The sequence below is a fragment of the Exiguobacterium aestuarii genome, from assembly GCF_020171655.1.
GTDB lineage: Bacteria > Bacillota > Bacilli > Exiguobacteriales > Exiguobacteriaceae > Exiguobacterium > Exiguobacterium aestuarii_A.
Genome location: NZ_JAIVAC010000001.1, coordinates 1,707,877 through 1,725,087 on the forward strand (window position 1 = coordinate 1,707,877; position 17,211 = coordinate 1,725,087).

Below are 17,211 nucleotides of genomic sequence, written 5' to 3' on the forward strand. Positions count from 1 at the left end.
TTTAGAAAAGAGGAATTATCATGACACCGTCGTGGAATGCGAACTATCATGTTAAAACGACAATCGACGATGCAAAAAAATACCGTTACTTGTTTGAGTGTAACTGGAGCCCAGGTGGACATTTTGTCACATTCATTTTGTTGCATCCGGAAACGTGTGAAGTCACACAGACCAATCCAACTCTACGCCGTTGCATACACTATGCAAAGCTTTGGGGATTTGATGGATTGAAAGTGGTTCATCTATATGCTTTGGTTACTACCGACGTAGAGTCACTCGGGACGACACGTGATTCAATCGGTCCAGAAAATAATCAATTTATTCTTTACGCAACAGACCACTCCTCTGCTGTCATCTTAGCTTGGGGAGATACTCTTACTACACCTTTAGCACAGTCACGGATGCGGGACGTCTATCAACTCGTCCGCCATCAGTCTCCTCATTGCCTCAAAGTCACCTCAACCGGAAACTATCCGCGACATCCTTTGTATCTATCGAAAAGTTTGATTCCTGTGCCGTACCAGCTATGACAAACCTCTGCTCGGTCAAAATGATATGACCGGGCAGAGGTTCATTTGTTCATAAGCGTATTGTCGGCAACTCATCGTTGTAGTCAAAAATAAACTGAACTCGTCCATACCAAATGACCAACAAGCCTTTATGTCCACCAACAGTAATTGGGATCACTTCATCCTTTTTCGCTTGTTTGTATTTTGCATACAACTTTCTCAGCTGCTCTGTCTCTTTTGTACCCTCTCCGAAAAAAGAAGCAAGGGCTACACGAGCAATCTCGTCCCCGGTCTGCTGACCAGACGGATAGCGATTGTATCGAAATTCAATCAACATCAAAGATACAATCGAACGTTCTCCAGACTCTACAATCGCATAAAGATAATCATCGATTGGACGATTTGTTCGAAATAGTTGTGCGTTCGCAAAATCGATGCCTGCTGACCGCTCAATCTTGAAAAGAGGACGCTGTTGTGTCGAACTCACATAGTTACCCAAATAGTCGATGGCTTCTTTTTTTGGAAGAAATGATGTTTTCGACGGCTGCGGTAGTACTTTCTTTTTTAAATCTGACTGATTCATCCATCCTACCTTGTTTCCATATCTAACTTTCACATACTGACCGAGTTGTTCAGTGACAATGACGTTTATGTTTTTATTCAACGTCGCAATCACTTTTTTACTATGACCGACACCGTTAAACACCGAACTCTTTTGAAGTGTCACATGAGGTACATCTTTTATTTTTTTAGAAGATTCTACTTTTCGAACAATCGATTCTGTGTGAACATAACCCACTTTTTTGGAATAGACCACCTTTAGCCAACTCCCCGACTTCGCTACATATGTGACTGTTTTTTGCTTCGGGATCAACACGACTTGCTTTCCTTTATAGGAGGGGGTCGTTCGTAGATAAACAGTAGCTTTTGTTTGATAGGTCGTTAACGTAGTGATAGCGGCCCCTGTTTCATGACTTGGTGTAAGTAGCGTTAACACGAGTAATAGACTAATTAAACTTTTCATCACTCGCTTTAGATTCAATCTACTTTGCATTCCATCATTCCTCTCAAAATATTATTGTTGTTACTTTTCTCTCCATTATAAATTCTATTATTGTTCATGAACTCCATTTTTAACCAATAGGAAAATGAGATTTTAAATTTTTCTGGACTGTCACAAAAAAAGTAGCGATTCTCATCGCTACCTCAGTCATTCCATCGTATTTCCTTCTGCCGGAATCGGATGCGCCTTCAACATGCGCGCGAAATGGACGAGGTTATACGCCATCGTCTTCCCGTGTGACTTCGTGAACGCGTTGTCGCGCCCGGCATCGATATACGAGTCGCCTGGTCCCGCTTCCCCGACCCAATACGTATCAACGTTCGGTGGCACGGTGAATCCGATGTGGGATAAGGCATAGAGGATGCCCGCACACGCATGTTTCGCTCCGTCTTCATTCCCTGTGACGACGACTCCGCCGACTTTGTTGTAGTAGATCGCCTGACCTGACTTGTTCGTCAAGCCGCTCCCCCCGTATAACCGTTCGACCACTTGCGTCGCGACACTACTCTTTTCCCCGAGCCAGAGTGGTGTCCCGATGACGACGATGTCTGCCCCTTTCACTTTTTCAAAAATCTGTGGCCAGTCATCCCCGTCCCCTTCATCTTCTGTCACGCCGAATGCGACGTTATAGTCGACGATCCGAACGATTTCCGACTCGACCCCGAGCGCGTCAAAATGTGGCAAGATGTCGCGAATCAGTCCTTCCGTATGCGACGTCGTGTCGCCACCTTTTAACGTACAGTTTAAAAATAGAGCTTTCATGGAATCCCTCCTCGAATAATCTCCAACAGTTACGTGTTCCCGTTCCCTACATTTCTTAGTACCTTTCGAAGGATTTTGTTCATGTGAAGCAGAACTGCTAGGTTGAGGAGTTGAATCACATGCCAAACTTTTTACACATTGCCGACCTGCATCACGCTCGCCATACGGGAAACGCGATTCATGCAGAACGGACAAGCTTTGACATTCAACGCGACAAACTTCAGCAACTCGCATCAGTCATTCGTGAACACGAAATTGCTGCAGTCCTGATTGCCGGAGACATCGAGGTCAGTGATTCATATGACCTTATGCCTTATTTAAAAGAATTGACATCCCTCGGTGCGTCTATCTATATCGTCTTTGGCGAACATGACGTCAATCGCCATCGTGACAAGGAAGTGTGGGAAACGGTCCCCAATGTTCATTGTTTTGTAGAACCAGGATATCGCTTCGATCCAGCATTAGGAGTTGGCATATACGGGATAAGTTGCACATCGAACCAGGCGGGATTAGGCGAAGCCCTTGACCACATCCCCCCACTCGAACTCACACACCCTAACCTGCTGCTTAGTCATGGGCGTGCAAGTGCCTTTTCGAATACTCGACTTCACCCCCATGCTTTTGCCTATGTCGCGCTCGGGGATCACCATCGGTATGAAGTGATGGAGCGATTGAATACGACAATCGTATATCCCGGACACCTATTTTCTGTATGGGACGGTTGCGGCAAGGCATGGGAAACGGGATATGTCATCGGTTCGATTGATGGCGATACCATCACACACACGTTTCATGTGTTCCAAGGAGCTCAAACCAGACGCGTTTGCGTGAATCCTTTCATTCGTAACGACGACCAGATTCAACTCATTCTCGACAATGTCCCATCCATGTATGAGCAGTGGGTGAAAGATGACCCGGTTTCGATTCAAGAGGTCATTCGTCAGATTCTTCGCACATATCCAGATGATTATTTTGTCACCCCTAGTCACGCCAAGTTACGCCCTCGACGAATGTGTATGCGTGGCCAAAGATTGTTAGATGATCCTATTCTATTGGAATCGTTCGTTCAAAGATGTTATAAAGCGACACCTAACACACAGTGAATGTGCTATTCGATTGTGCTCACACGCCCATCCGGCTCCTGATAGATCACGTGTTTCTCTGACAGTTCAGTCGGGGAACGGACCCCTGCGGCGGCCGTCATATTGTATAGTCCTTCCCGGAGCGAGATGATGTAGTTCGTCACTCGAAAACTCTTCTCGTCGACGACGAGGGCACGCTGCAGTTTCGGGTCGGTTGTCGCGACACCGACCGGGCAACGGTTCGTATGACACACCTGCGCCTGGATACAGCCGACGTTGAACATGAGTCCACGGGCGATGTTGACGAGGTCGGCACCGAGGGCGAGGGCAATCGCCACCTTGTCCGCCGTGATGAGTTTCCCCGAGGCGAACAGTTTGATCTGGTCCCGAAGACCGTGCTCGATCAAGAGGCGATGGACGTATGGGAGCGCCGCCTTCAATGGCAACCCGACCGTATCGGCGAGTTCCTGATACGTCGCACCTGTCCCGCCTTCACTGCCGTCAATCGTGATGAAGTCCGGTACGATTTGAGACGTCGACATCTCTTCGACGAGCGATTCCATGTCCTGTATATTGCCGACGACGAGTTTGATGCCGACCGGCTTCCCACCGATTTCACGCAACTTTTCGATGAAGCCCAACAGTTCCTTGTGCGTCTGAAACTCGGAGAATCGGTTCGGGCTGTCAATCGTCTCTCCGACGCGCACATGGCGGATGCGGGCGATCTCTTCGGTCACTTTCGAGCCGTCGATATGTCCCCCACGCGTCTTCGCCCCTTGCGCGAGTTTCAGTTCGAACGCCTTCACTTGCGGGAGTGCGCTCTTCTGTTTGAACGCTTCCACCGAGAACGTCCCGTCTTCGTCCCGGACACCAAACAGTGCCGGACCGATTTGACAGATGATGTCGACATTCCCTTTCAAATGATAGTCCGAAAGACCACCTTCCCCTGTGTTCATCCATGTCCCACCCGCACGGCCGAGCCCGATCGAGAGAGCCGTGATCGCCTTGTCGCCGAGCGAACCGAAGCTCATCGCCGACTGTCCGACGAGGCCGCGGACGTAGAACGGCTCCCGACACGTCTCTTTCCCGATGATGATGGTATCTTCTTCTGTTAATAAGTATGGGGAGATGTCTCGTTCGACGAGATGCTCTTTTCGGGTGAAGAGGTTATCTTCATCGAGTTCATACACCCACGTCGACACTTTTGTTGAATTGTCGATGCGTAGTTCGTTCCGATTTGTCGGATAAAGGGCGTTTTGAAGATAGAACCCACCCGCGTCAAAGTCTCGCTCCGAACCGAAGCCGATGATGCGTGACTTGTATTTTCCGGCAATGACGGCCGCCTCGTATTCGTTTCGCGAGAACGGTTTCGCCTCGTTGTCGTTCAAGAACAAATATTGCCGAAGCTCCGGACCCATCTTCTCGAACATATAACGCAGTTTTCCGAGAATCGGGAAGTTACGGAGGACGGAGTGCTCACGTTGGTTTTGGTCACGTCGCCACAAGTAAAACAGAAGTAGCGGTGGAGCTGTCATCATCATCAATAAGAGCACAAGCAAGATGGTCAACATCGATGTATTGAGTGACACGGTCTCTCCTCCTTTTCACTAGACGAAAAACACCCTGTCGAAAACGGAACAGGATGTCATCAGTCGCTCGGGATCGTAACCCCGTCAAATTGTTCATTTCGGCACAACGTGATCGCCTGCATCGCTAGTTTATAGTCCTCTTCCGGCAAGGCGATCAATTCGGTCGGAAGGACCCATTCTTTTGAGTTATACAAGTGAATGACGAGTTTGGCGAGTACAAACTCTCGTTTATCGAACGTGTTGTCATCGATGATTGTGGAGGTTCGAATCTTCCCAGCTTCGAGGTCTATATAAGGAAGCAAACATTCTCGGATATGCGAATGACCCGCAAGTACATATAGCGCGGCGAAGTATTCGCGACTGGTACTGCCAGGATCCGTGAGTCGTTGTGCTAACCGTTTGAACTCGTTGTAGTGGTCGGAAGATAAAAAATCAATATGGTTCATCGGTCCACCTTCTCTCTCTAAGCCTCGCTTTGCCCTCAGAGTTTATAATTTCCACCTTTTTGTAGAAGTTAACCCTGTTTTCTTTAGATTCGGCGCATTGAAATCGCCTCACGCATCTGTTGGAGAGACGCGCGTCCCGCTTCCCCGCGTCGCATCATGACAGCTGTAAACAAGGCATCAATCAAACTGAGTTCCGCGATTCGGGAAGCGAGCGCCTCTGAACGAAACGCCGTCTCTTGGGACACCGTATAGAGCGACACGTCTGCAATCTTCGAGAGCGGTGACTTCGCGTAGTTCGTGATGGCGATTGTCGGGACACCTTTCTCTTTTAGGAGTTTGGCGATATCGAGTGTTTCTTTCGAGGCACCTGAGTGCGAGATGACGACGGCGACGTCCGCTGTCGTCAATTGTGAGGCTGACATGAGTTGCATATGCGACTCGAGGATGGCGCTCACTTGAAGCCCGCTTCGGACGAACTTGTGGTACGCGTCTAACGCGACGACCGCTGACCCACCACTCCCGAAGAATTCGATGCGGCGTGCCCCGAGGAACAGCTCGACGGTTTTCTCTAAGGAGTCTCCTTCTAAAATCTGACGCGTCGACTCGATTGTCTTCCCGTTCGTCGAAAAAATTTTCTCTGCAATTTCAAGCGCCGTATCCGTCTCCGTGATATCTTCATGGATGTCCTGAAGTGGTGCGACGACATCCGAGGCGAGCGCGATTTTTAGCGCCTGATAGCCTTTAAAACCGACACGCTGACAAAAGCGGAACACGGTCGATTCGGCGACGTCGAGGTCATCTGCCACTTGATTGATTGTATGATGAATGATTTGTTCTGGTTGTTTTAAAATATAGTCGGCAATGCGTTGCTCTTTCTTGCTCAGTGTCGAATAGGCGCCACGGATGCGGGCCGTCCCGTTCATCGTTTCCATCAAGAATCACCCTTTCTCTTCTTCATCTAACGATACCGTTTCGAAAAAAATTCCGCAATGTGTGATTCGCCTAAAAAGATTGACCCACCTTACAAAAGGAGACAGGAAGTGGGATTCTGGAATGTGCTACTCTAATTAAGCACTTTTTGACTAATTCACTCATTGAACCATTTGAAATCGAAAGGACTGTTTCGAATCGAACATCACCTCAGTAGCTCGTACAACTTACCACTCGTCATTCTTTCCATCGCCGTTGCCATCTTTGCTGCCGGTGTCGCCCTCGATATTAGCAGTCGTTTAAAATATGCGAAATACGCCTCACGGTTCAGCTGGGTCGTAGCCGGTGCCTTTAGCCTCGGGCTCGGGATTTGGGCGATGCACTTTATCGGCATGCTGGCATTCCACCTAAACGATGACGTGACGTATCACCTCGGCATCGTCTTGTTGTCGATCGTACCGGCCGTCGTCGCCTCAGGGCTCGCCTTTTGGATCATCAACCATCCGGAGACACGACCGACGCAACTCGTCTTTTGTGCCTTCTTGATCAGTGTCGGGGTTGTCTCGATGCACTACATCGGGATGGAAGCGATGCAGATGAACGCTATCCTCACGTATGACCCGATCATGTGGATCGCTTCTGCACTTGTTGCTTATGTAGCATCGCTCGTCGGACTGTATATCCTCTTTTATATCCCGAACGTCTCGCGGTTCCATTGGCGCCGTCTCGCCAGTTCGGTCTTGATTGGTGTCGCCGTATCAGGGATGCACTACGTCGGGATGGGCGCGGCACAGTTCACCCCGACAGAAGGAGTCAGCAAGTCGATGAGCGGTTATGCGGTCGATAGCACCCTCCTCGCCTACGTCATCGCAGCGAGCGTCATGACCTTGTTCGTGATCATGTATATCTCACTGAGAACGGCGTCACAGCTCGAGGCACAATCGGAAGAACTCGAACTGAAGTTTGAATCGATCATCGAATCGGCATCGGATGCCATCATCGTCGCCGACCATAACCGTGTCATTCTCCAGTGGAACCACGGGGCGACCGATTTGTTCGGATATACGTATGACGAGATGATTGGACAGTCGATTGTCGCCATCATCCCGGAACGCTTCCGTGACGCGCACGAGCGCGGCATGCAACGTTACGAGAAGACGGGTGAGAAACGCGTCATCGGTCAAACGGTCGAACTCATCGGCTTACGAAAAGACGGTGTCGAAGTGCCAATCGAGATGTCGCTCGGAACGTGGAAGACGGACAAAGGCATCTTCTTCAGTAGCATCATCCGTGACATCAGTGAACGGAAACGAATCGAGGCACAAATCAACGACCTCGTCTATTTGGACCCGCTCACCGGACTCCCGAACCGTCGCTTGTTCAGCGACCGACTCGACTCACTACTCGGTCAGTCCCAGCAAGAACCGTTCGCCTTGTACTATATCGACCTCGACAACTTCAAAGTCATCAATGACCGGTTCGGCCACTCGATCGGCGATCAATTTTTGAAGCAAGTGACGACCCGGATCCAGTCGACGATTCAAAAGTCGGACACGCTCGCCCGTCTCGGCGGAGATGAGTTCATCATCTTGTCACCGCATACGAAAAGTAACCTTGCGGCCCATCGTGCTCAAGAGTTGATCAACGTCCTCCATCCACCGTTTGAACTCGAGAACGAGGAAGTGTTCACCGGTGCTTCGATTGGGATCAGTCTTCACCCGTCAGACGGGGATACGGCAGAAGATTTAATCAAAAACGCCGATATCGCCATGTATCGAGCGAAGGCTGACGGCAAGAACGGCTATCAGTTCTTCACCAATGAATTGAACGAGTCCGTATCCCGTCGCTCGAACTTGTCGATGGCACTCCGTAAAGGAATCGGGCGTGGCGAATTCACCGTCCACTATCAACCGCAAATCCAGTTGGAGACGGAAATGGTCATCGGCATGGAGGCACTCGTCCGTTGGCACCATCCGGAACTCGGGATGATTTCTCCTGGTGAGTTCATTCCAATCGCCGAAGAGACGGGAAGCATCCACCGTCTCGGTGAGTTCGTCTTGAATGAGGCGTGTCGCCAAAACAAGACGTGGCAAGATGCGGGCATCCCCCCGTTTCGGGTCGCCGTCAACATTTCAGCCATTCAGTTCGCTCAAAAAGACTTGCCGGAAGTCGTCAGCCGCGCACTCGACGCATCAGGTCTCGACGCAAAGTATTTAGAACTCGAGTTGACAGAGAGCGTCATCCAGAGTGCGGACCGTGCTATCGAGACGATGCACGAGCTCGTCGCCCTCGGTGTCCATCTCTCGATCGATGATTTCGGGACGGGCTACTCGTCTCTTAGCTACTTGAAGCTGTTCCCGATTGATACGCTGAAGATTGACCAGCACTTCACGAAGAATATCGAAAGTGACGAGAAGGACGCCGCCCTCGTCAAAACGATCATCCGCATGGCGCATGAGCTTGATTTGAACGTCATCGCGGAAGGCGTCGAGACGGAGAATCAAGTCGCTTTCCTAAAAGCCGAATCGTGCAACCAGGCACAAGGGTATTACTATAACCGTCCATTGCCGGCGGAAGAGATTGACGTCTTCTTCCAGCAATATAAGAAAGCATCATCGAGTTAAATCATTCGACCTCCACCTTGGGGGTCGAATTTTTATATCTGAAAAGAAAAAAATTCCGTAATCCGACTTGTAAATCGAATTTATTTTGATATGATGAATCTAGAGACGGAAAAAAATTCTTTTTCAGGAGTGACGATATGGAAATTGGTTTGATTGGTTTAGGAAAAATGGGGTACAACTTGGCACTCAACTTGAGCGATCACGGACATACGGTCGTCGGGACAGACGTCGGGGACGTCACATCGGACGCGTTCACAATCGTGCCGACACTCGAGGATGTCGTGAGCAAGCTCTCGACGCCACGCGTCATCTGGGCGATGGTACCTGCCGGAGACGTCACAGAAGCGGTGCTCGCGGAGCTATATGAGCGACTCGAACCGGGCGACATCGTGATTGACGGGGGAAACTCGAACTACAAACTCTCGGTCGCACGCGCCGAACAGTTCGCCGAGAAGGACATCAAGTTCTTCGACTGCGGAACGAGCGGTGGGACGGACGGTGCCCGAAACGGTGCCTGTACAATGGTCGGGGGTGACGCAGACGCATGGCCGACAATCGAGCCGATCTTTAAAGACTTGTCTGTCGAGAACGGATACCTGTATACAGGTCCTGCCGGAAGCGGTCACTTCTTGAAGATGATTCATAACGGGATTGAGTACGGGATGATGCAGGCGATCGCAGAAGGGTTCGATATCTTGGAGAAGAGCCCGTTCGATTACGACTACGAACAAGTCGCACGCGTCTGGAATCACGGGTCGGTCGTCCGCTCTTGGCTCATGGAGCTCACAGAGAACGCCTTCAAGAAAGATGCGAAACTCGATGAAATCCGTGGGGTCATGCATTCGTCGGGTGAAGGCAAATGGACGATCGAGACGGCGCTCGACCTTCAGGCGGCGGCACCGGTCATCGCCTTGTCGCTTATGATGCGCTACCGCTCACTCGAAGACGACACGTTCTCAGGTAAAGTCGTCGCCGCGCTCCGCAACGAGTTCGGTGGTCACGCGGTCGTCAAGAAGTAAGAAATGCGGAAAAGGTCACGGGGAGTTGACCTTTTCCTTTGTCAGAAACTGTAAACGGTTACATATTAAACTTTAGGGGGAAAACTCAATGTCTGGCTCAACACTTATTTTGATCGCCTTAGCCGGGATCTTCTTGCTCTTATTTTTAGTCATTCGTACAAAACTTCACGCATTCGTTTCGTTGTTACTTGTCAGCTTAATCGTCGGGGGCGCAGCCGGCATGCCGCTCGGGGACGTCATCGCCTCCATCCAGAACGGCATGGGCGGAACGCTCGGCTTCGTCGCCGTCGTCGTCGGTCTCGGCGCGATGTTCGGGAAGATGCTTGAAGTGTCAGGTGGCGCGGAACGCCTCGCCCAGACGCTCGTCAGTAAGTTCGGGGAAGACAAGGCACAATGGGCGCTCGGGATCACCGGGTTCATCGTCGCCGTTCCGGTCTTCTTCGATGTCGGTTTCATCATTCTCGTCCCAATCGTATACGGTCTCGCTAAAAAGACGGGACGTTCGCTTCTCTACTATGGAATTCCGCTCCTTGCGGGTCTCGCGGTCACACATAGCTTCATCCCGCCGACACCTGGTCCGATCGCCGTTGCGAACTTGATCGGTGCCGACCTCGGTTGGGTCATCTTGTTCGGTGTTCTCGCCGGGATTCCAGCGATGATTTTAGCCGGTCCTGTTTTTGGGAAGTATATTGCTAAGAAGATTCATGTGACGATTCCAGATTACATGGAATTCAAAGAAATCGATACATCGAAAGAATTACCAAGCTTTAAAATGATCTTGTCGCTTATCTTGATTCCGCTCGTGTTGATCTTGGCGAACACGCTCTCGGCGGTTCTCTTGGATGAAGGCAACGCCGTCCGTGACTTCTTGACGTTCCTCGGACACCCGTTCGTCGCCTTGACGATCGCGACGCTTCTCACGTTCGTCTTCCTCGGGACGCGCCGCGGCTATTCACGTGACGAAGTACAAGAAATTGCAACGAAAGCACTCGAACCAGCCGGGATCATCATCCTCGTCACGGGGGCCGGTGGCGTGTTCAAACAAGTGCTCATCGACTCAGGTGTCGGTGACGTGCTCGGTGAAATGATGGCTGGTTCACCACTTCCGGCAATCGTCCTCGCCTTCTTGATTGCAACGGTCGTCCGCGTCGCCCAAGGATCGGCAACGGTCTCGATGGTCACAGCAGCTGGACTCATCACACCGTTACTTGAAATCCAAAACATCACAGGCGCGGCACTCGGTTTGATCGTCATCGCCATCGCCTCAGGAGCGACTGTCCTCTCGCACGTCAACGATTCAGGCTTCTGGCTCGTCAACCGTTACTTCGGTCTCGACGTGAAAGACACGCTCAAGTCATGGACGATCATGGAAACGATTATCGGACTCACCGGCTTTGCCGTCGTGTTCTTGATTAGCCTATTTATCATCTAAGTTAGGAAGTGATTGTGTGTTTACGATTGGGGTCGATATCGGGACGACGAGTACGAAAGCCGTCCTGTTCAACGGTCATCAACAACTGGCGGTACATAACGTGTTGTATCCGCTCCTCACGCCCGATACGGAGACGGCCGAGCAAGACCCGGTCGTCATCTATGGGGCCGTGCTCGAAGCCGTCTCGGCGGTCCGCGCCAAAGCGGACGGCCCGATTCGCTTCGCATCATTCAGTTCGGCAATGCACAGCTTGATTGCACTTGACGCGTCAGGACGTCCGCTCACGAACAGCATCACGTGGGCCGACAGTCGGGCAAACCCGTATACGCAAGAAATCAAACGCGACTTTGACGCGAGCGCCCTCCATATGCGCACCGGTACCCCGGTCCACCCGATGGCACCGCTGTCGAAGCTGCGCTGGTTGAAATCCGAACATCCTGACGTCTTTGAACAGACAGCCAAGTTCGTCTCCATCAAAGAGTATGTCTTCTATCGGTTGACGGGACGCTTCGTCGTCGACCACTCCATCGCCTCGGCGACAGGACTCTTCAATTTGAAACAACGGGATTGGGACACAGAAGCACTTGAAGTTGCCGGTGTGACACCAGATCGTTTATCCGATCTCGTACCGACGACAGAGATTTTACACGTGACACCTGATGTGACCGAGACGCTCGGCTGGGACTTCCCACTCGTCATCGGAGCAAGCGACGGCGTGCTCTCGAACCTCGGTGTCGGTGCCTTCGAACAAGGGGTCGTCGCCGTGACGATCGGGACGAGCGGCGCCATCCGCACGGTCGTCTCAGAACCCGTCGAAGATCCGAAAGGTCGCATCTTCTGTTATGCGCTGACGGACAAGCATTGGGTGATCGGTGGCCCGGTCAATAACGGCGGGATCATCCTCCGCTGGCTCCGCGACGAGTTCGCAGCGAGTGAGGTCGAGACGGCGAAGCGACTCGGCATCGACGCGTACGACGTGTTGACGCGAATCGCCGAGACGGTCAAACCAGGAGCGGACGGTCTGTTGTTCCATCCGTATTTGATGGGCGAACGCGCCCCACTTTGGGATTCGAATGCACGGGGTTCCTTCTTCGGGCTCAGCATTCACCATAAGCGCGAACACTTCATCCGTGCCGTATTGGAAGGTGTCATCTTTAACCTCTATACGGTCATGCTCGCACTCGATGAGTTGACGGGCGCACCGAACCGCATCCATGCGACGGGTGGCTTTGCCCAGTCGAGCCTCTGGCGTCAGATGATGGCGGACATCTTCGACACACCGGTCGTTGTACCGGAAAGTCACGAGAGTTCATGCCTCGGAGCCGTCATGCTCGGAGAGTACGCATTCGGGGACATCGAGGAATTCCAAGAAGTTCCGCAAGTGACCCACGAGCATACACCGAACATGGAAGCGACGAACGTCTATCGCGAGCTCTTGCCGATCTACATTCGCCTGTCACGTCACTTGTCAGAAGAATATGAAGCCATTTCGGCGTTTCAGCGGAAGCATGTATAAGGTTCAACGAAGACCCGTCAGTCATTCGACTGACGGGTCTTTTTTATCCATCAATCCTCTATCCCCTCTGCATCATTCGCTGTACACTGAGATGACAGGATGAAACGTTATAGGAGGAAAAACGCATGCAACTCAAAACAACCCGTTGCCTCATCCGTCCGTTCGAACGCCAGGACATCGAGTCGTTCATGGTCTATCGGAACGACTTGGACTGGATGAAGCATCAATCGTTCAAAGGTCTTAGCTATACCGAGTACGAGAACGCCCTACTCGGCGAACAATCACTTCAACACGGCATGCAACTCGCCATCATCGACCAAGCGACCGAAGAATTGATTGGGGACGTGTATATCCAGCAAGAAGACCAAACGTATTGGATTGGCTATACCATCGCGCCCACTCGCGCTCGAAAAGGCTATGCGTTCGAGGTGATGTCGGGATTGATTCGTCACTTGGCCGACCACGGAGCAGAAACGTTCAAAGCCGGTGTCCTTGAGACGAATGAGCCGTCGATTGCGCTATTGAAGAAATTGAACTTCACCTATCTCACAACAGAACTCGACGAACACATTTATCGGCTCGATGTCTCAGATATGTGATAAGGTATGTGTCATATGTCACTTGTTTTTTGACTCGAGGGAGCTATGGTTGGAATGAAGAAACGCGTTTTTTTACTCATGTCTATTTTTTTGTTGATTGGTACTTTGTCGCAGGCAGCGATCCCGGAACCGAAAGCCTATAACGACCCGAGCCTCATCTATCTGACGCTGGATGATGGACCGAACTGGAAAACCAGAAAGCTGCTCGACGTGTTGAAGAAGCATCAAGTGAAAGCCACCTTTTTCATTCTCGGAAAGAATATCAAAGGGAATGAGCATCTTATTCGACCCATCGTCGATGAAGGTCATCTGATTGCTTTGCACGGGATGCGACACGACCGGGAAGAATTTTATGAGACACCGATGACGGCAGTGCAACAGATGCAGGAAGTCCAAGCACTCATTTATGAAGTAACCGGGATTCATACAAATATGGCCCGCACCATTTACGGGAGTGACGCCGGTATGACTTCTGCACACTGGCAAGCGATGACTGAAGCCGGCTTTGAGATCTGGGACTGGAACGTTGGCAGTTTCGATCACGTGTATAAGAAAGACAATGCCCGAGTCGAGCAGCGTGTGTTCGACCGCCTCGAGGCGAATCGTGCCGCTAATATTGCTTCCATCATCTTGGCACATGATCACTCGATGACACCGGAAGCACTCGATACGATTATCCGCTATGCGAAAGAGCGAGACTACGAATTTCGGACGTTAGAAGGCGTTCAACCTACGCATAACTTTTTAGATGGGTGGGAACCCCTTGCCGATGAACAGACGACTCTATGACGGTAGATCCTCATGATCTACCGTCCTTCACATGAAAACAGCGCATTGGAATGCCCGATGCGCTTTCTCATTGAACGGATTCCACACTTTCATGGATATGTGTACGGTTTCTTCCGCTGTTTTTCGCTTGATACAAAGAATCATCTGCTAAATGAACCATCTCACGAAGATGCTCGCTTTTTCCATTTGCAATCCCGATTGAAACAGAGATATGAATCGTTTGCTGATCGAGTAGCTTAAACTCATGCTTGGAGATGCTACTCCGAATCCGCTCCGCTACTTTGATCACTTCGATTTGCGAAAGCATCGGGATCAGAACCCCAAACTCCTCCCCACCGATACGGGCTTTGATATCGTGCTCCCTCGTTTCACGATGCAACAATTCCGCGAACTGCTTCAAAATCTCATCCCCGTTCGCGTGACCATATTGATCGTTGATTTGTTTGAAATAGTCGATATCGATGATGAGCACGTTACACATCGCATAATGTTCTTTGACCTTCTTCATCTGCATTTCCCACGCTCTTCGGTTTGCGAGTCCCGTCAAATGATCGGTTTCTGCTGATATTTTATACTCTTTCACGCGATGATGAATGAGATACAGGTCAATGTTCAAGACGGTGATCAATAATCCGATTGGGAAACTAATCATGATGACAAGTAAAGCGGCGTATGCGGCATTTTCACTGAATTCTCCACTCGTATAAATCGCAATACCTATGATGAAACATGTCAACATGTTCAACGTGAGACCAAATTGAAAGAGTCGTTTCTCTAGACTAACGATGTTGTATGTCGCGAGAATTCCAAACACGATCAGAAATAGGGAGATACATGACACAATTGACGGAAAATCAATCCCATAACTAAAACGATAGACTGAGATGATGGTCGCCGTAATAAATAATGGGGACACGAGTCGATAAAATCCAAGCAGGATCAGAACAAGAAAACGAAAATCGATTTTCACGACGTCGTCAAATACGACACCTTGCGTGATGAGAAAAATCCCCAAACACCCCGATAATACACCAATTAACATTTTTTGAGTGTATTCGTATTTCGTATTGTAATTCATGATTTTGGAGATGAAATAAATTCCCGTGAACGATATACAAGAATTTGCGATTAAGCTAATGAACATGATGTGACCCTTTCAGTAAGCGTGATGTTCGTGCTACTCTCTTCATATATCCAATTTGAACCATTTACTAACATTTTAACCATCATAAAGTTTATTTTGAATAATATTTTTATTTAAAAAGTAAATTGGATTTCAGAATATTGAACACGACCACAAAAAAATCGAGCCCTCTATAGACTCGATTCTCGCTTACCGTTCATATGTCACCATCACAAATTGACCGGATGCGCGTTGACTTATCAGTCGAAGTTTCGTCTCTTTTGTTCCTTCTGGGAAGAGAGGGATCCCTTCACCTAACACAACCGGGGCAATCGCAATCTCATACCGGTCAATCAATTCATGCTCCATCGCTGCTTTGATGACTTCACCCCCACCGATGAGCCAGATATCTTGATCGACTTCTACTTTCAACCGATGAATCAGTTCTTCGATCGGTTCATCCGTGAACGTGACATGCTCTGCCTCACGGTCAGGCTGACGCGTCAAAATATAGTTCGGCATGTCTTTGTACGGATAAGCCCCTTCTTCTAACTTCAGTACTTCCTCATACGTCTTTCGTCCCATGATGACGGCACCAACGGTTTTGAAAAATTCAGCGTATCCGTTGTCCCCGTCTCCCTCTACGGCGAACAACCAATCGAGTTGGTCGTTCGACCGGGCGATTTTCCCATCTAAACTCATCGCGATATACAACACTACTTTCGGCATCGTGTCTTCCTCCTTGATTCGTGATACATTCAGCTTAACCAATAAACACGACAAAAGATGACGGGAATGATGGATATGAAAAAACGACATTTGCAACTGATTCGGCTGCTCAATCGAGGACGACGTGTCACCGCTGAAGAACTGGCTCAAGAGACGGGTGCCTCTATCCGAACGATTCAGCGGGATATGCTATCGCTCGAGGAACTGGGTTATCCGATTTGGAGTGTACCTGGGATTGGTGGCGGCTACGAGATGTTGCCGAACCGACTGTTGCCACCCTTTCACCTCCGCGAACAAGAAGCAGTCGCCCTTTATCTTACGTTCAAATGGATGGAACACATCCCGGACGTGCCATTCGGTGATATACGACATACGCTGTCCGACTGGTACGCGAACGAATTACCGCAAGACTTAGAGACGAAGATTCATCGCTTAGAACGAAACATCCTGTGGCTCGGGAACAAACAGATTCCAAAGGCTCCGTTCACAAAGGACATCTATCAGGCTGTCGAACAAAGAAACAAGATCGAGATGACGTATCAAACAACGAAAGGCTCACGTACGTTCACCGTCGCACCAGTCGGCATGGCACTCCTTGACTTGAAGTGGTACGTCTTCGGGCTGTCTGAACTGGGGCTTCGTCAATATCGAATCGACCGAGTGGAAGCGGTCAAATTGCTAGATGAACCGTTTGAGTCCGAGGATTTGGTGACCTTGCTTCAGGCAAGTGATGAACGAATCAGTGTGACCGTTCAACTCGAACTCACCCCACTCGGACGTCGTTTACTTGAAGATATATTACCCGATATCGAACAAAAGAATGAATGGGACGTCTCTAAGGAAGAACTGCCGTTTTTATCGAGACAGCTGTTGAAAGCTGGTGCGGAAGTGGAGGTCAAGGCGCCGAGTGCGTTGCGGCAGATGATGAAGGGGCATGCGGAACGTCTTGTAGCATTATACGTATGAAGATTGAAAAGGCTCAACCCGTGCGGTTGAGTC

The 17,211-nt window shown here is 50.0% G+C and carries 17 protein-coding genes; 9 read left to right on the top strand and 8 right to left on the bottom strand.

What is annotated here, in order from left to right:
- Nucleotides 1-20 precede the first annotated feature (20 nt).
- Nucleotides 21-530 carry a DUF1643 domain-containing protein gene (locus LCM29_RS08870; protein ID WP_224862145.1) on the top strand — a complete coding sequence of 170 codons (510 nt, stop codon included), beginning with the start codon at nt 21-23 and terminating at the stop codon, nt 528-530.
- A 49-nt stretch (nt 531-579) separates the two neighbouring features.
- On the opposite strand, the gene LCM29_RS08875 is transcribed toward LCM29_RS08870, so the two are convergent.
- The gene (locus LCM29_RS08875) at nt 580-1,563 is read right to left on the bottom strand and encodes an SH3 domain-containing protein (RefSeq protein WP_224862147.1); all 984 of its coding nucleotides are present in this window, start codon (nt 1,561-1,563) and stop codon (nt 580-582) included.
- Between the two features lie 156 nt (nt 1,564-1,719).
- Complete coding sequence (locus LCM29_RS08880; RefSeq protein ID WP_224862149.1) at nt 1,720-2,334, bottom strand: flavodoxin family protein; 615 nt, start codon at nt 2,332-2,334, stop codon at nt 1,720-1,722.
- 119 nt (nt 2,335-2,453) lie between these two features.
- Between LCM29_RS08880 and LCM29_RS08885 the strand changes: the two genes are divergently transcribed.
- Complete coding sequence (locus LCM29_RS08885; protein ID WP_224862151.1) at nt 2,454-3,437, top strand: metallophosphoesterase family protein; 984 nt, start codon at nt 2,454-2,456, stop codon at nt 3,435-3,437.
- A gap of 5 nt (nt 3,438-3,442) precedes the next feature.
- Here the strand turns inward: LCM29_RS08885 and LCM29_RS08890 are convergent, their stop codons facing one another.
- From LCM29_RS08890 to LCM29_RS08905, 4 genes are all read right to left on the bottom strand, one after another.
- Nucleotides 3,443-4,987: an FMN-binding glutamate synthase family protein gene (locus tag LCM29_RS08890; protein WP_224862781.1), complete on the bottom strand. Its 1,545-nt coding sequence runs from the start codon at nt 4,985-4,987 to the stop codon at nt 3,443-3,445.
- Nucleotides 4,908-5,102 (bottom strand): Clp protease N-terminal domain-containing protein, encoded by a 195-nt coding sequence (locus tag LCM29_RS15315; RefSeq protein ID WP_224862153.1) that lies wholly within the window; start codon nt 5,100-5,102, stop codon nt 4,908-4,910. Before LCM29_RS15315 ends, LCM29_RS08890 begins: the two co-directional genes overlap by 80 nt.
- Nucleotides 5,065-5,451 (bottom strand): hypothetical protein, encoded by a 387-nt coding sequence (locus LCM29_RS08900; protein ID WP_214694370.1) that lies wholly within the window; start codon nt 5,449-5,451, stop codon nt 5,065-5,067. The genes LCM29_RS15315 and LCM29_RS08900 overlap by 38 nt, the downstream gene beginning before the upstream one ends.
- An 83-nt stretch (nt 5,452-5,534) precedes the next feature.
- Nucleotides 5,535-6,383: a MurR/RpiR family transcriptional regulator gene (locus LCM29_RS08905; protein ID WP_224862155.1), complete on the bottom strand. Its 849-nt coding sequence runs from the start codon at nt 6,381-6,383 to the stop codon at nt 5,535-5,537.
- A 162-nt stretch (nt 6,384-6,545) separates the two neighbouring features.
- Between LCM29_RS08905 and LCM29_RS08910 the strand changes: the two genes are divergently transcribed.
- From LCM29_RS08910 to LCM29_RS08935, 6 genes are all read left to right on the top strand, one after another.
- Entirely contained in the window at nt 6,546-9,005 is a 2,460-nt protein-coding gene (locus tag LCM29_RS08910) for a bifunctional diguanylate cyclase/phosphodiesterase (protein ID WP_224862157.1), read from the top strand.
- Between the two features lie 137 nt (nt 9,006-9,142).
- A complete protein-coding gene (gnd, locus tag LCM29_RS08915; RefSeq protein ID WP_214694376.1) occupies nt 9,143-10,024 on the top strand; it encodes a phosphogluconate dehydrogenase (NAD(+)-dependent, decarboxylating) in 882 nt (293 codons plus the stop codon).
- 88 nt (nt 10,025-10,112) lie between these two features.
- Nucleotides 10,113-11,456 (top strand): gluconate:H+ symporter, encoded by a 1,344-nt coding sequence (locus LCM29_RS08920; RefSeq protein WP_224862159.1) that lies wholly within the window; start codon nt 10,113-10,115, stop codon nt 11,454-11,456.
- A gap of 16 nt (nt 11,457-11,472) precedes the next feature.
- Nucleotides 11,473-12,972, top strand: coding sequence for a gluconokinase (gene gntK / locus LCM29_RS08925; RefSeq protein WP_224862161.1), 1,500 nt, complete (start codon nt 11,473-11,475; stop codon nt 12,970-12,972).
- A 125-nt stretch (nt 12,973-13,097) separates the two neighbouring features.
- Nucleotides 13,098-13,571 (top strand): GNAT family N-acetyltransferase, encoded by a 474-nt coding sequence (locus tag LCM29_RS08930; protein WP_224862164.1) that lies wholly within the window; start codon nt 13,098-13,100, stop codon nt 13,569-13,571.
- 54 nt (nt 13,572-13,625) lie between these two features.
- Nucleotides 13,626-14,360: a polysaccharide deacetylase family protein gene (locus LCM29_RS08935; RefSeq protein WP_224862166.1), complete on the top strand. Its 735-nt coding sequence runs from the start codon at nt 13,626-13,628 to the stop codon at nt 14,358-14,360.
- A gap of 67 nt (nt 14,361-14,427) precedes the next feature.
- Here the strand turns inward: LCM29_RS08935 and LCM29_RS08940 are convergent, their stop codons facing one another.
- Entirely contained in the window at nt 14,428-15,375 is a 948-nt protein-coding gene (locus LCM29_RS08940; protein WP_224862168.1) for a sensor domain-containing diguanylate cyclase, read from the bottom strand.
- A 318-nt stretch (nt 15,376-15,693) separates the two neighbouring features.
- Nucleotides 15,694-16,212 (bottom strand): dihydrofolate reductase family protein, encoded by a 519-nt coding sequence (locus tag LCM29_RS08945; protein WP_224862170.1) that lies wholly within the window; start codon nt 16,210-16,212, stop codon nt 15,694-15,696.
- A 75-nt stretch (nt 16,213-16,287) separates the two neighbouring features.
- On the opposite strand from LCM29_RS08945, the gene LCM29_RS08950 reads away from it, so the two are divergent.
- Nucleotides 16,288-17,178 carry a helix-turn-helix transcriptional regulator gene (locus tag LCM29_RS08950; RefSeq protein WP_224862172.1) on the top strand — a complete coding sequence of 297 codons (891 nt, stop codon included), beginning with the start codon at nt 16,288-16,290 and terminating at the stop codon, nt 17,176-17,178.
- The last annotated feature ends 33 nt before the right edge of the window (nt 17,179-17,211 follow it).

What these genes read in the sequence shown, in the direction of transcription:
- LCM29_RS08900 (WP_214694370.1), bottom strand. Translation starts at nt 5,451, where the DNA reads ATGAACCATATTGATTTTTTATCTTCCGACCACTACAACGAGTTCAAA.
- LCM29_RS08920 (WP_224862159.1), top strand. Translation starts at nt 10,113, where the DNA reads ATGTCTGGCTCAACACTTATTTTGATCGCCTTAGCCGGGATCTTCTTG.
- LCM29_RS08935 (WP_224862166.1), top strand. Translation starts at nt 13,626, where the DNA reads ATGAAGAAACGCGTTTTTTTACTCATGTCTATTTTTTTGTTGATTGGT.
- LCM29_RS08905 (WP_224862155.1), bottom strand. Translation starts at nt 6,383, where the DNA reads ATGGAAACGATGAACGGGACGGCCCGCATCCGTGGCGCCTATTCGACA.
- LCM29_RS08870 (WP_224862145.1), top strand. Translation starts at nt 21, where the DNA reads ATGACACCGTCGTGGAATGCGAACTATCATGTTAAAACGACAATCGAC.
- LCM29_RS08930 (WP_224862164.1), top strand. Translation starts at nt 13,098, where the DNA reads ATGCAACTCAAAACAACCCGTTGCCTCATCCGTCCGTTCGAACGCCAG.
- LCM29_RS08880 (WP_224862149.1), bottom strand. Translation starts at nt 2,334, where the DNA reads ATGAAAGCTCTATTTTTAAACTGTACGTTAAAAGGTGGCGACACGACG.
- LCM29_RS08950 (WP_224862172.1), top strand. Translation starts at nt 16,288, where the DNA reads ATGAAAAAACGACATTTGCAACTGATTCGGCTGCTCAATCGAGGACGA.
- LCM29_RS08890 (WP_224862781.1), bottom strand. Translation starts at nt 4,987, where the DNA reads ATGTTGACCATCTTGCTTGTGCTCTTATTGATGATGATGACAGCTCCA.
- LCM29_RS08885 (WP_224862151.1), top strand. Translation starts at nt 2,454, where the DNA reads ATGCCAAACTTTTTACACATTGCCGACCTGCATCACGCTCGCCATACG.
- gnd (WP_214694376.1), top strand. Translation starts at nt 9,143, where the DNA reads ATGGAAATTGGTTTGATTGGTTTAGGAAAAATGGGGTACAACTTGGCA.
- LCM29_RS15315 (WP_224862153.1), bottom strand. Translation starts at nt 5,102, where the DNA reads ATGAACAATTTGACGGGGTTACGATCCCGAGCGACTGATGACATCCTG.
- LCM29_RS08875 (WP_224862147.1), bottom strand. Translation starts at nt 1,563, where the DNA reads ATGCAAAGTAGATTGAATCTAAAGCGAGTGATGAAAAGTTTAATTAGT.
- LCM29_RS08945 (WP_224862170.1), bottom strand. Translation starts at nt 16,212, where the DNA reads ATGCCGAAAGTAGTGTTGTATATCGCGATGAGTTTAGATGGGAAAATC.